Genomic DNA, 14,394 nt, shown 5'->3' with positions numbered 1-14,394 from the left:
TATAAAAAATAATTAAACCAAAACTACCCAACCTCAACACTCGTCACATTCTGAAAACCTCTTGGTAGCTGACCACCACGATTGCCGCGAACACCCTTATAATTAGCCAAATCATTTGGTTTTAGCGTCACATGACGTTTGCCAGCAGTAATAATTAGGCTGTCTTGCTGACTGAGAGGCGTAATGGCGAGCACTTCCTCATTCTCTTTCAATTTAATTAGCTTATTACCTTTACCGCGTGCCTGTTCAGGCAAATCATCGAGGGCAAATATCAGCAAATATCCAGCATTGGTCACGACAGCGATATGGTCAGGCGCTACCTTTGCATTAGTATTGTCACCATCAGCATTGGCAGTCGTATCTACTGGCGCATCGATACGCGCAACAGGGAGCAAACGGCTACCAGCTGCTAGATTGATGATATTTTTGCCCGCTTTTTGATTACTATCGAGATTACCAATGGAGTTGATAAAGCCATAACCTGCGGAGCTGGCGAGGATGATGCGCTGATTGTCAGCGCCCGTTAATAGCTGCTCAAAGCTGGCACCAGCTGGTGGCTTTAACACACTGGTCAGCGGATCGCCTTGACCACGAGCCGAAGCAAGGCTATGTGCATCAATACTATAGCTGCGTCCAGTGCTATCGAGCACGTAGATTTTCTCATTGGATTTGCCACGGACGTGCGCTTGATAGCTGTCACCTGAACGATAACTCATGCCAGCGGCATCGACGTCATGACCTTTGGCAGCACGAATCCAACCTGCCTTTGATAGGATGGCAGTGATCGGTTCGCTCGGTACAAGGTCAGATTCTTTTAATGCTTGCGCTTCTTCGCGCTCTGCCAATGGTGACACGCGCTCATTGCCATGTTCTTTCATATCGGCTGTCAGCTCGTCAATCATCAGATTGGTCAGACTGTCTGGATTGTCCAGATACTCTTGAATGATGGCGCGTTCGGCAGCCAGTTCATCTTGCTCGCGGCGCAGCTCAATTTCCTCTAACTTTGCCAGTTGACGCAGACGAATATCCAAAATAGCATTGGCTTGGATGTCAGTCAGGTCATAATCTTGCATTAACGATAATTTTGGATCGTCCTCTTCGCGAATGATGCGAATGACTTCATCAATATTAAGATAAGCAATCAGTAAGCCTGCGAGGATGTGTAAGCGCTTGTCGATTTTATCGAGGCGATATTGCAGACGGCGCGTGACCACAGAGCGGCGACAGATTAGCCATTCATCAAGGATTTCTTTTAGGTTTTTGACCTGTGGTTTACCATTTAGGCCAATCATGTTCATATTGACGCGGTAATTGCTTTCAAGATCAGTGCTGGCAAATAAATGACTCATGACGCGCTGCACATCGACGCGGGTAGATTTTAGCTCTAAGACGATACGACAAGCGTTTTCATGGTCTGACTCATCATGAATGTCAACGATCCACGGCAGCTTTTTATCAATCATCAGCTTAGCGATTTGTTCTTGAATCTTATTGCCTGAGACTTGATAAGGAAGGGCGTCGATGATGACGAGATTTTTCTCTTTAGGGTCAATATGAAAGGTCGCGCGCATTTTATAGCTACCACGGCCGCTCTCATACATCGCCTGCAAGTCTTTTTTACTGGTGATGATCTCAGCAGGGGTCGGCAAGTCAGGCGCTGGTATCGATTGCGTGAGCTGCTTAACCGATAGTTCAGGATTTTTCAGCAAGCGAATAGCAGCACGAACCACTTCATTCAAGTTATGCGGTGGGATATCCGTTGCCATGCCGACTGCAATACCTGTTGTGCCGTTCAATAAAATATTAGGCAGGCGAGCAGGTAGGGTGGTTGGCTCTTGCATGGTGCCATCGAAGTTATCTTGCCAATCGACTGTACCTTGTCCGAGTTCTGCCAGCAAAGTATTGGCATAAGCCGACATTTTGGCTTCGGTATAACGCATCGCCGCAAATGATTTTGGATCATCTGGGCTACCCCAATTACCTTGACCCGTAATGAGCGGATAACGATAGCTGAACGGCTGCGCCATGAGCACCATGGCCTCATAACAAGCACTATCGCCATGTGGATGGTATTTACCTAAGACGTCACCGACGGTACGCGCAGATTTTTTCGCCTTCGCCGTTGATTTTAGCCCCAGCTCACTCATGGCGTAAACAATGCGGCGCTGTACAGGCTTTAGACCGTCAGCGATATTTGGCAGCGCCCGATCCATGATGACGTACATCGCATAGTTGAGATAGGCCTGCTCAGTGAACTCTGCGACTGAGCGAGTATCCATCGGTTCATTGGGAATAATAGGGTCAATCGTATGATCAATAACATCGGACATAAAATAGGGTTCACTTATCAGTTTTAATAGGTATAAATAATTGGTGCAAGCGTACAAATAGGATAGCGCTATCGTAAAGGATATTGGCAAAATTAAAAAGGCATAAGTCAGAATAGACGACAGGTCGTGACGTGCTGGATAATGATAAAGAGAGTACACAGCGTAACTTTATGACTTTAACAGAGCTTGCTACTGCCCTTGATAGTAAAGGTAAAAAATAGTTAACGATAAAACACTATAAAGAGTATTAATGAATAAATGTTCGCTAATAAATCGCTGAAAAATTATCGCTTATCGCTATTAAGGTTTTGATAACTAAGATATTATTGACCGTCAAGACAGTTTGCGAACTCAAGTAGCAATCTTTTATATTGAGTAGTCTGTATAAAGTGTGTATGTTAATGAACAGAGGGCTATTTACCGCTATATTGTTTGCTCATCACCATATGATTGCCTCACAGCCAAGCCTGCCATTACGATGACAAGCCTGCGCTCTGAGTTTTTATATTTTTATCACACTGTGATTCGCATGGGTTGACGGTAGCGTACTATTACTAGGAGAGAAAAGATTATGGAAAATCACAGTAACCTAATTCGTCGTAACGATAAAGTATGGGTCAAAACTTACGAAAAGCTTGGTATTCAATACGACATTGATATGCCAGCCGCTAATACTTCTTTAATCGATATATTTGAGCAGAATTTTACGAAGCACGCTGGCAAGACAGCGTTTGTCTGTATGGATGCAAAACTCTCCTATGAAGATTTAGATCGTTATAGCAAACAAATTGCTGCCTACTTGCAATCACTTGGCTTAAAAAAAGGCGATAAAGTCGGCGTCATGATGCCAAATATTTTGCAGCTACCGGTTGCCGTATTGGGTGTGCTGCGTGCTGGCATGACCTTGGTTAATGTTAACCCGCTTTACACCTCAAAAGAGCTTGAGCATCAACTAACAGACTCTGACACTAAAGCATTATTTATTTTAGAGAACTTTGCCAAAACGTATGAAGACATTGGTAAAGACTTGGTTGACCATGTCGTCGTGACGTCGATGGGTGATTTGATGAGTCCATTGAAAGGCTTTATCGTTAATATGGTCGTGCGTCACGTGAAGAAGCTTGTACCTGACTATAATCTTAAAACCAGCACCAGCTTCAAAACAGCACTGAATCGCTTCTCAGCCAAAAATTACAAACGTCCAGATAACATCTGCCTTGATGATATTGCCGTTTTGCAATATACCGGTGGTACGACCGGTGTCGCTAAAGGCGCAATGCTCACGCATGGTAATTTAGTCGCCAACCTGATTCAATGTGATACCTATCTTGGCGATGCTTTTGATAAGTTTGAAGGTATGGATGAGCAGCCAGTTATCATGACCGCCTTGCCGCTATATCATATTTTCTCGTTTACCGTTTGCGGCATGTTTGGCTTATATCGCGGTTGTATCGGGCTACTGGTGCCAAACCCACGTGATGGTGCAAGCTTAATCAAAGCTTATAAAGATTATCCACCAGCGTTTTTCCCAGCGGTCAATACGCTGTTTAATGCTTTAGCAAATAGCGATCCATTCAAAGCTTTAGATCATAGCAAGCTTGAGATGTCGATGGGCGGTGGCATGGCAGTATTAAAAGACACCGCTGATAAATGGCAAAAAATTACTGGTAATGTAATCGTACAAGGCTATGGTCTGTCAGAGACGTCTCCTGTGGCGTCAGCAAACCCAGAAGGTACGGGCGAATTCTCAGGCAATATTGGTCTACCGATGCCAGCAACAGACATGGCTATCTTGGATGAAGAAGGCAATGAGGTCGCACTGGGTGAGCGCGGCGAGATTTGTGTTCGTGGTCCACAAGTGATGAAAGGCTACTGGAAACGTGATGATGCTACTGCTGAAGTCATGACGTCTGACGGTTATTTCCGTACGGGTGATATCGGCGTGATGGATGAAGAAGGCTATTTTAAAATCGTTGATCGTAAAAAGAATATGATTTTGGTATCTGGCTTTAACGTCTATCCAAACGAAGTCGAAGATGTGATGTCAGGTCATCCAAAGATTTTGGAGTGCGGTGTCATCGGTATCGAAGATGAAAAGAGCGGCGAAGTGCCAAAGATTTATGTTGTGCGTAGTGATGACAGTTTGACTAAAGAAGAAGTGCTTGCTTATAGCAAAGAGAATTTAACTGGTTATAAGCGTCCTCGTTATGTTGAGTTCATCGATGAATTACCAAAATCAAATGTCGGTAAGATTTTGCACAAAGATTTGCGCGTGCTGGAAGAAAAGAACCACGGTTAATCAGCTAGCTTTCAGCGGCAGAGTATTTTTATGAGTGTCTGCTACTGTTTGTTAGGCACTCGTAAAGTCATCATGATAAGTCACCACGATACTAATGATAAAAATTAACGCTACAAACTAACGCTACGAACTAAATCTGAAAGAAACTATCAGGATGCTAAGTCGTCGTGATAGTGGTGGTTGTGATACTGGGTGTCGTGATCCAAAAATGGTAAGGTTGCTGGTATGCTGCCTTATCATTTTTTGTATTTATTGCTTTTTTTGTCGCTATGACCCAGTCAGGTAGAGATAGAGAATTTTTAGCAAAACTGCTATAGTGCTTACCGACATATTTGTCTATTTATCGACGAGATGACGTTAGTTTTGCGCTATATCTCTGATAAAACTATCAGGGCTAAAGGGGTTTTTAATTCGGCAATGCCGAGTTATTGTGCTATTTATTAAGGACTTAACGTTGCGCTTTGATTGACAAAGCTTGTGAATGATAAACCTTTTTTGTTATCACGTTTTTTATTCACAAGCTTCTGCTGTCATTGATCAATCACAAAAAATAATGGTGTTTTCATTAGATTATTCTACGTTTTTAACGGTAACATTTAGGGAAAATTATGACCGACAGTATCAATAAAGAGACCACAAACGATAATGCTGCAATGAATAATAAAGACAGCGTATTTCCTACTATGCCGACGATAGATAGTGACAGCCCATGGTTGAAAACTTATGAGCGTTATGGCATTGATGCGACTATCGATATGCCTGATGACAATACCTCTTTACTTGATGTGTTTGAGCGTAACTTTAGCCGTTATGGGAAAAAAACGGCCTATATTTGTATGGGTGCATCGATTAGCTTTAAGGAATTGGATTTATACAGTCGCCAAATTGCCAGTTACTTACAATCATTAGGCTTGGTAACAGGTGATAAAGTTGGGGTGATGATGCCCAACCTCCTGCAATATCCAGTGGTTGCTTTGGGGATCATCCGTGCAGGTATGGTGTTGGTCAACGTCAACCCTTTATATACCAGCCGAGAGTTATCGCATCAGCTGCATGATAGTGGCACCAAAGCTTTATTCATCGTTGAGAACTTTGCGAACACTTATCAAGAGGCGGAAGACAAAGGTCAGGTTGAGCATGTCATCGTTTGTAAGATTGGCGATATGCTAGGAATAGTGAAAGGAGCCGTCGTTAATCTCGTTGCGCGTCATGTCAAAAAAATGATTCCGGCTTATAAACTGCCGAACAGCGTGAGTTTTAAGCACGCTTTAAATGCAGTATCAGCCAGCAAATATAAGCGCCCTGATTTGAATTTAAGCGACGTGGCATTATTGCAATATACTGGCGGTACGACAGGGGTTGCCAAAGGTGCAATGCTGTCGCACGGTAACTTAGTTGCCAATATGCTACAGATTAGTGCATTGATGGACAGTGCATTTGATGATGATGTTGATGCCAATGATGTCATCCTGACGGCACTACCGCTATATCATGTATTCTCATTTATGGTCTGCGGCATGTATGGCATGTACCGAGGTTATGCAGGCTTGCTTATTCCAAACCCTCGTGATTTAGATGGTCTGATTAAAGAGATGGCCAAATACAAACCCGCCTTTATCCCTGCGGTGAATACTTTGTTTAACGGTCTAGTACACAAAGACGGCTTTGCAGACTTAGATTTCTCTAACCTAAAAGCGTCTATCGGTGGCGGTATGTCTGTCTTGCCAAGCGTGGCAAAAGAGTGGCATAAAATCACTGGTCTGCCTATCGTTGAAGGTTATGGTTTGTCAGAAACCTCACCAGTGGCTGCTTTTAACCCGATGACCATTGCTGAATTCACGGGTAAAATTGGTATTCCTGCCTCTAGCACCGATATAATACTAATCGATGATGATGAAAATGAAGTCGCATTGGGTGATCGCGGCGAGATTTGTGTCAAAGGTCCGCAGGTGATGATAGGTTATCAAAATCGTCCAGAGGAAACAGCTGAAACGTTTACTGCCAATGGCTTTCTGAAAACTGGCGATATCGGTATCATGGACGAAAAAGGCTTTATTAAAATTGTTGACCGCAAAAAAGACATGATTTTGGTCTCTGGTTTTAACGTATACCCAAATGAGATCGAAGAAGCCATGAGCGAGCATCCAGCTGTGGTAGAATGCGGCGCTATCGGTATTCCAAACGATGACCGCGGTGAAGAGCCAAAGTTATTTGTGGTCAAAAAAGGCGATGTGACTGAGCAAGAGTTGCTTGATTTTGGTAAAAAGCAACTGACTGGTTACAAGCGTCCGCGTCACATACAGTTCGTCGATGAATTACCAAAATCAAACGTGGGTAAAATCCTGCGTAAAGAATTGCGTAAGATGGAAGGGTTAGAATAAAGTTGGTGCTATTTCTTTGTTAAGCCAATGACTGGCTCAAGTAGCGGCGCAATAGCTCGAACGAATCTTGCTATTGCGCCGCTGCCACGTTAGGATATCTCAATATTTACGTCTGCTATGGCATCCAATCATTATTTATTTTAGCTTGTTAATAGTTTGCTAGATAAATGATGGTTAGCCACATAATGATAGACACCTCATTTTATGACACCGCCTTTAAAACATTGTACTAGGGATTTTTATGCGTATTGACAATCGTGAGCTTGACCAACTTCGCTCGATCAGCTTTGAGCGCCATTATACTAAGCATGCCGAAGGGTCAGTGTTAGTCAGCTTTGGTGATACCAAAGTATTGTGTACCGCTAGTGTTGAATCTGGCGTACCGCGTTGGCTTAAAGGTAAAGGCAAAGGCTGGATCACTGCTGAATATGGTATGTTGCCACGCGCGACGAATACTCGTAACCAACGTGAAGCGGCACGTGGTAAACAATCAGGACGTACCCAAGAAATCCAGCGTTTGATTGGTCGTAGCTTACGAGCGATGATTGACTTGAGTAAGCTGGGTGAAAATACCATTTATCTTGATTGTGATGTTTTGCAAGCCGATGGCGGTACTCGTACTGCTAGTGTGACAGGGGCTGCTATTGCGCTTATCGATGCATTAGAGAGTATCCAAAAAAGCAAAAAACTCAAGGCAGATCCACTGATTGGTTTGGTCGCTGCGGTCTCTGTTGGTATGAAAGACGGCAAAGCGTATCTAGATTTAAACTACGAAGAAGATGCCAGCTGTGATACCGATTTGAATGTGGTGATGACCCAAAAAGGCGAATTTATTGAGCTACAAGGAACGGCGGAAGAAAAGCCATTTACTCGTGCTCAAGCTGACGATATGTTGATTCTTGCCGAAAAAGGCATCGCTGAGCTGATTGCCATGCAAAAAACAGCCTTGGGTTGGTAGTCTTATTGATGACTACTTGCTCATCGTATTTTCATTAAACTTTTACTTTCTTATTACTCTGTAACAGGTAGTCATGCATGCTCAAGCTGACCGACGATGGTGCCAAAATCACGCTACAAGATCAGCCCAAAACGACTGATGATGGCATGTTTTGGTTTGGCTCAGCATTATTGGTTGGGGCAGTGGCGGTTGCTTTGGCAATGAGTCTGCTGCCTGAGCGCTTGGCTATAGGGGCATTGGCGCTACTGATTATTGGTAGCTTTATCTTTAATCGAAAACGCCAACAACAGAAAAAAGCCATGGCTGGCCTTATCAGTAGCGGCATCTTGTGGATGCGTGCTGGTGAGCTGGTGCATGACAATCAAGGTAAGCGTCAGCATATTCAGTTGACCGACGGTGATAAAATCATGCTTATTGGTGAGCAGTTACAGATTGTTGATTGTGATGATATACGCAAATACCATATTAGCGGCTTTGATAGTATCCAAGAGGCAACCGCTGCCAAAGCTATTTTGCAGGGTCAAGCATTGGGCAAGCGGCATGTGAATATCAAAATGAGTAACGATTAACTTATTTCTTAGCCAATCATCTACTGGATTGAGCTATGAAATCCTAAGTGACTTTATCTAAGTAATATTTTATCTACGCAGTATTTAATCTAAACACTGCTTATTTCACTTCCTTTTTATTTAGCACCAGCTCTCTATCGTTCTTCTACGTGTTCCTTTTATCTAACCATTAGTCTGTATTTTTATACCTTTTATCGGTCATTTTAGCCGAATAATGCTTGCAGCGTCATGTCTAAATGGTTTATAAGTAAGATTAGAAAGTCCTATTATTATAGTTTATGTTGTCATTTATATTTTATTGACAAGGAGTTGGTCATGTCGCGTTTGCCTGTGTCTATGTCGTCGTCGGTTACAGCGTCGTGCAGTCTTTTATTGTTTACCGTTGGCCTAGTAGGTCAAGCCCATGCAGATAGTATGAGTGCGCTGATCGCCCAAAAATCTGTGCAATCTGATTTCAGTGCACGCTATACACCATCATACTCTTCCGTGCCCTCTGCCAAAGTCAGTACTCGTTCTACCATTCAACGTGCAGGAACTTATCGCTCAAATTCTGCCAGTACTCCACCAGTGATTCAGACATCCTATCGTTATCCTGAAGTAGCGCGTCAAGCACCAGCAGTGATGCCCGCTTTTTTATCGGGTAATTATGATAATGTCGATAGCGAGTATTTACCGTTACTGAGCAGTGCGGAGATGCAGAGTAGTTTGGCTGCCCGTGAAGTGGTTAGCACCGCCCGCAAGATGGCGCTGAACGAGCGCGCGATCATTCAAGGTGGCTGCTGGGACTATTTGAATGCCGTGTTTAAACGCGCCGGAGTGACACGCGATACCATTCATAAAGGTACTTATGGTCAAGGTCCGTATGCCAATAGTGGCGAGATTGAAGTTGGGGATTGGCTCTATTATATCAATCATGGCTATAATGGCGTCGAGCATAGTGGACTGTTTGTCGGCTGGGTTGATGAGCGCGCAAAGCAAGCGCTGATCCTCAGCTATGCGGGCGAAAATCGCCGCGAACCTGCGCGTTACCGTGTTTATGATTTGAGTAATGTCTATCAAATCATGCGCCCTAGTGTTTAAGCTTTCATATTTATGATGTCCTAAAAAAAGCGTCCGTTACTTTAATAAGTAACGGACGCTTTTAGTTTAGAGGTGTTCAGATTTAAAAATCAGTTATGAGCATATTTACTGGATTTTAGAAAGGCTTTACTACTACTAAGATGACGATAATGACCAAAGCAAACACTGGCACTTCGTTAAACCAGCGCCAAAATTTATGCGTCTTATAATGCGGATTATCCATTAGCTTTTTACGATAAAATCCACAAGCACCGTGATAGCCAGAGAGTAGCACCACTAATAATAGCTTGACGTGTAACCAGCCTTGGGTTTTATATACCTCCCAGCCTAGCCCCAACATCCATAGACCAAAGACCCATGTGGCTATCATCGATGGCGTCATAATACCGCGATATAGCTTACGCTCCATAATAGCAAAGCGTTCGTGGCTGATGCTGTCGTCACTCATCGCATGATAGACAAATAAGCGTGGCAAATAAAATATCGCCGCAAACCAGCAGACCATCGATATAATATGCGCCGCTTTAATCCAATTGAAATAATCTGCCATCACATTCTCTCTTACGATTTAATATTTTATCATCAATAATGTCGGCAAGCTTAGCGCAGATTATCCAATAATGGTAGCGATAAAAAACGCTACTCTGCCATCACCACTTGCGATTGATGACCACTCATCGCATCTATCACAGGCAATACTTTGGGCGCTCTTGGCGCGGCAAATTGCTTTGTTAGACCAAGCTCACGCATGAGTCTGTCATCGCCTGATTGGCTTGCATTGCCAGTAGTCAGCAGTTTATCGCCATAAAAAAATGAGTTGGCACCTGCCATAAAGGCCAAGGCTTGCTCTGAATCTGATAAGCTCTCACGGCCAGCAGACAAACGCACATAGCTGGTCGGGCAGCAAATACGGGCTACGGCAATAGTACGAATCCATTCAATCACTGACAGTTGACCTTCTGCCAAGACTTTATCGCCAATTGGTGTGCCAGCAATAGGGACGAGTAAGTTGACCGGAATTGACTCTGGTGCTTTAGGCATTTTTAGCAGCTCGTGTACCCAATCGATACGGTCGTCACGGCTTTCGCCCATTCCGACGATATTGCCGCTACAGACATTGATACCTGAGTTGCGCACATTGTCTATCGTATCTAAGCGTTCGTCATAGCTGCGTGTGCTGACAACTTGCTCATAATAACTGCGAGAGGTATCTAGGTTATGATTATAGTAGTCTAATCCAGCATCCGCCAGTTGCGTCGCTTGATTGGTATCTAGCATACCAAGGGTCATACAGGTCTCAAGTCCCAAGGCCTTGACTTCTTTGATCAGCTCAACCACATAGGGCATGTCTTTGGCGCTTGGATGTTTCCATGCTGCACCCATACAAAAGCGTGACGAGCCACTGGCTTTGGCACGTTTGGCCGCAGCAATGACTTTATCGACTTCTATGCGCTTCTCTGCTTGTAATTTAGTCGTGTCGCGGTGGTGACCGGATTGTGAGCAATAGCCACAATCTTCGGGGCAGTTACCTGTTTTGATCGACAACAAAGTACTGATTTGTACTTCATTGGCAGTGAAGTGCGCCCGATGTATCGTTTGCGCTTGCAACAACAAATCCATTAAAGGCAAATCAAACAGTTCGGCGATTTCTTCGCGGTTATGCTTACGGGTCATTTGTTGGCTGGCGGTGGCATCCGTTGTTAAGTTGTTTAAAAAGTCATTGTTCAAGCCGCTGTGGCTGTTATTTTTATTATTGAACGTGTCAGTGGGGCTACTGGCATTAGGCTCTGAGATGTTAAGTAATCCTGCCATCATATAATTCCTTTTATAATAGTTTTTGAAACAATCATTTTTAAGAGAATAGTGGTTAAAAGAGTTGTGTGTAAAGCCATAAAATTTTAGGTAATAAAAAAGGCTGCGATATAGTATACCGCAACCTTTTTAGAAAATCAGAACACTGCGAAAGAGTAAAGTAACTGAGCGCTAAATAATCGTGATCTGTTTTCTTTGTTTACGTCGCTCTATTTACGTTATGATTTACCAAGTTTATGCTTAGCCACCCCAATCCAATGGTTGGCAAGTTTTTGTGCTTTATAAGCATAAGGCTTGGCTTTTTGGATATAAGGTTTACATTCTTCTGGAATAGCTGGCACGATATGCTTAGCAAGTTTATTGAACCACATCATTAGGCTGTAATCGCCTTCGATGCTGAGGTTGCCTTCTTGTACAGCAGTCATAAAGGCAGGAAGATTGCCTTTGGTCAAAAGCTTAACACCCGTCATCGAATCCTTGAAATTGATGGTGAGATCTGCTTTTTTAGCATGACCACTGTATTGGCTGAAGCTACCATTATCAAAGACAAAATAACGGGCGATATCCGCTTCAGTGCTGGCAAGCTCAATCGTAACATTGCGATCAGCGAATAGTGCTTTCACATCTTCGTTATCACTATCAGCAAGCATGGACAAACGATAGCCAATCACAGCCAATAGCACATCTAACGGATCAGATTTAATATCTAATACAGGAACAGTAAACATAATCGAACTCCTAAAGAATGAGACGCAAAATAATGCGTACTTTATAACAATTTTTGTGACAAATATATAACTAGATTATAAACGATAGAGAGGTTGCTATTCTTTAGGAGTTACGTAGAGAGCGTTAAGTATCTTGTAACATCCAATGACGTCATCTTGATTAAAACAAGTTGTTAATATTTATGAAAATGACAGTAGAAAAGAGAATAGCAACGAAAATGAATGCTCGCACTACCTATGCTAGATTGAGCGAATTTGACGGCAGGTTAGTCGTAATTTTTGGATGAGATACAGTCGAATAAAGATAATGTAATACAGGTTATATACAAGGCAAGTAAAAGTACCGTAAGTAGAGAATGAGCCAACCTAACAGCGTCGCTCGTTGATATAAGCGCGACTCTATCAGTGGAAGCGCGGTTGGTAATCGTCATCATAAACAGGCGTGTGCTCGATATAGCGTGCCGCTTCCAATTGACGCTGCTGCTGAACCGATCGACTAACATCTTCGTAACGTAGTGCTCGATACAGCACCCAGCCCGCTAAAGGCAACCAACTGATACCCATGGCGATGATATAGCTGTGCCATTCTGACAGCTCTGATAGCATAGGACGACCCGCCACAATGCTTTGAATCGCCTCAACCGCTAGCCAATATGCCATACCACCAAATAGATACCAGAGCAGCCAGCGCTGTGAGGATAAGGCAAGCGCCAAAATCAAGCCTGCCAGCAAGCTATAACCAAGCAGTGCCGCCGTGCTCCACGTTTCTATACTAATAACCGAAAATATAGTCAGTAACATCATTCATCTCGCTATTCATAAGGTGAATTCCAATAGGGTCATTATGAAAGTTTGGGGAACAAAGCTAAAGAGGGGACAAGCGACTTTGCGACAACCGTTGACGTTTGGTTTTTTAGCACATTTTGATGGTTTTGTATGGCAAGGTTTAAGCATAAGCGCCGCAAGGATGGGCGCTTATTATTAAGAGTGTATAGGAGGGTTTTTGGGTTTTAAAAAGAGAATGATGCAGGTTTAAGCGCGATTGCTACGAGTGCCCCACCAAGACAATAGTGAGACTAAAATCGCGCCTAGCAGCATCAGTCCTACAGTGGTTAGCCAATGTGGACCAGTAGGATATTGCCATGGCATCACGTTGTTTATCGCGTTACTGTTAAGCGCGCCTAACGCATCTACTTTCCATGGCCATACTTTCACAAGCGAGCCTGCGATAAAACCTGTGAGCAAGGCTAAAGTTGCCTGATAGTAGCGAGACAATAACCATTTAAGTGCGCGAGTAAATAATAGCAATCCCGTTGCCATACCCGCAATGACCGTGAAGATTATCGTAAAGTTAAGGCTATGTACGGCTTCTAATACTGCGTCATAAGCACCTAATAGTAATAAAATAAAAGACCCAGATATACCGGGCAGTATCATGGCACAAATAGCGACTGCCCCTGCAAAGAACAAATAAGGCAAACTTGGTGTGGTCGTGAGCAATGGTAAGCTGCTAATGACTACAGCGGCAACAAGACCAGTCACGAATAGTGCTGCTCGCCCTATATTCCAACGCTGAATCTCACTCAATAATATAAATACCGTTGCGACAACCAGTCCAAAAAAGAACGACCAAATAAATAACGGTTGATTATCCAGTAGGTGTTTGATAATACCAGCTAAAGTAGCAAAACTGGTGGCGATTCCCAATAACAAAAACAACAAAAAAGTGGCATCAACTTGTCGCCACACCGCAACCAAACCTTTGATTCCGCCTTTCTGTCGAAATATCTGCCAGAGATTGGGGCCGATGCTACTCAGGGCATTAATCAAGCGCTCGTAAATACCAGCAATCAGCGCAATGGTACCGCCAGAGACACCCGGTACGATATCCGCTGCCCCCATCGCCATTCCTCGGATATAAACCCCAAATAGTTGCTTTGGACTATCGGAGGATGCAGCAGTGCTGTTCTTATCCAGTGGTTGTGGCGCTGACGGCTCATTTTGCCGCGGTGATGGTGATGCCGTCATGGACAATCCTTTTTTATTTGAAAACACAGTGAAAGTTAATGCGATGCCGCTAAGTATGCTAGGACAGTGATGCGAAAATTGAATGTCGCAATGTAGCAATGTAGCAATGTAGCAATGTAATAAGACATAAAAGCCAGATTAATGTTAAAAACACTAGGGCGTGTTGAACATTGGGAATAAAACGATGGCAAAAAAATAGCAAACGGTTA

At 43.4% G+C, this 14,394-nt stretch carries 11 protein-coding genes; 5 read left to right on the top strand and 6 right to left on the bottom strand.

All coding sequences use genetic code 11. The features are described from left to right. Positions 1-23: 23 nt before the first annotated feature. Entirely contained in the window at positions 24-2,330 is a 2,307-nt protein-coding gene (gene parC, locus I3257_RS07865; RefSeq protein WP_238049341.1) for a DNA topoisomerase IV subunit A, read from the bottom strand. 571 nt (positions 2,331-2,901) lie between these two features. Between parC and I3257_RS07860 the strand changes: the two genes are divergently transcribed. From I3257_RS07860 to I3257_RS07840, 5 genes are all read left to right on the top strand, one after another. Then, the gene (locus I3257_RS07860) at positions 2,902-4,629 is read left to right on the top strand and encodes an AMP-binding protein (protein WP_238049340.1); all 1,728 of its coding nucleotides are present in this window, start codon (positions 2,902-2,904) and stop codon (positions 4,627-4,629) included. Positions 4,630-5,237: 608 nt separating this feature from the next. Beyond that, the gene (locus I3257_RS07855) at positions 5,238-7,010 is read left to right on the top strand and encodes an AMP-binding protein (RefSeq protein ID WP_238049339.1); all 1,773 of its coding nucleotides are present in this window, start codon (positions 5,238-5,240) and stop codon (positions 7,008-7,010) included. 241 nt (positions 7,011-7,251) lie between these two features. Next, a complete protein-coding gene (gene rph, locus I3257_RS07850; protein ID WP_045443953.1) occupies positions 7,252-7,968 on the top strand; it encodes a ribonuclease PH in 717 nt (238 codons plus the stop codon). Positions 7,969-8,045: 77 nt separating this feature from the next. Further along, positions 8,046-8,537, top strand: coding sequence for a hypothetical protein (locus I3257_RS07845; RefSeq protein ID WP_238049338.1), 492 nt, complete (start codon positions 8,046-8,048; stop codon positions 8,535-8,537). A gap of 315 nt (positions 8,538-8,852) precedes the next feature. Next, positions 8,853-9,617: a hypothetical protein gene (locus I3257_RS07840; protein WP_238049337.1), complete on the top strand. Its 765-nt coding sequence runs from the start codon at positions 8,853-8,855 to the stop codon at positions 9,615-9,617. A 115-nt stretch (positions 9,618-9,732) separates the two neighbouring features. On the opposite strand, the gene hemJ is transcribed toward I3257_RS07840, so the two are convergent. From hemJ to I3257_RS07815, 5 genes are all read right to left on the bottom strand, one after another. Next, on the bottom strand, positions 9,733-10,167 hold the full coding sequence (gene hemJ / locus I3257_RS07835) for a protoporphyrinogen oxidase HemJ (protein WP_045453451.1): 435 nt from the start codon (positions 10,165-10,167) through the stop codon (positions 9,733-9,735). Positions 10,168-10,256: 89 nt separating this feature from the next. Next, positions 10,257-11,291 carry a biotin synthase BioB gene (bioB, locus tag I3257_RS07830; RefSeq protein WP_238049350.1) on the bottom strand — a complete coding sequence of 345 codons (1,035 nt, stop codon included), beginning with the start codon at positions 11,289-11,291 and terminating at the stop codon, positions 10,257-10,259. Positions 11,292-11,647: 356 nt separating this feature from the next. Beyond that, a complete protein-coding gene (locus tag I3257_RS07825; protein WP_238049336.1) occupies positions 11,648-12,157 on the bottom strand; it encodes an SCP2 sterol-binding domain-containing protein in 510 nt (169 codons plus the stop codon). A gap of 402 nt (positions 12,158-12,559) precedes the next feature. Continuing rightward, a complete protein-coding gene (aciT, locus tag I3257_RS07820) occupies positions 12,560-12,961 on the bottom strand; it encodes an AciT family ciprofloxacin tolerance protein (protein ID WP_238049335.1) in 402 nt (133 codons plus the stop codon). Between the two features lie 228 nt (positions 12,962-13,189). Next, entirely contained in the window at positions 13,190-14,185 is a 996-nt protein-coding gene (locus tag I3257_RS07815; RefSeq protein WP_238049334.1) for a DUF368 domain-containing protein, read from the bottom strand. Positions 14,186-14,394: the final 209 nt, after the last annotated feature.

The organism is Psychrobacter sp. Ps7 (genome assembly GCF_022129225.1).
Lineage (GTDB): Bacteria > Pseudomonadota > Gammaproteobacteria > Pseudomonadales > Moraxellaceae > Psychrobacter > Psychrobacter immobilis_A.
Note: the sequence above shows the minus strand (reverse complement) of the source record. Positions and strands in the feature narration are given on the sequence as shown.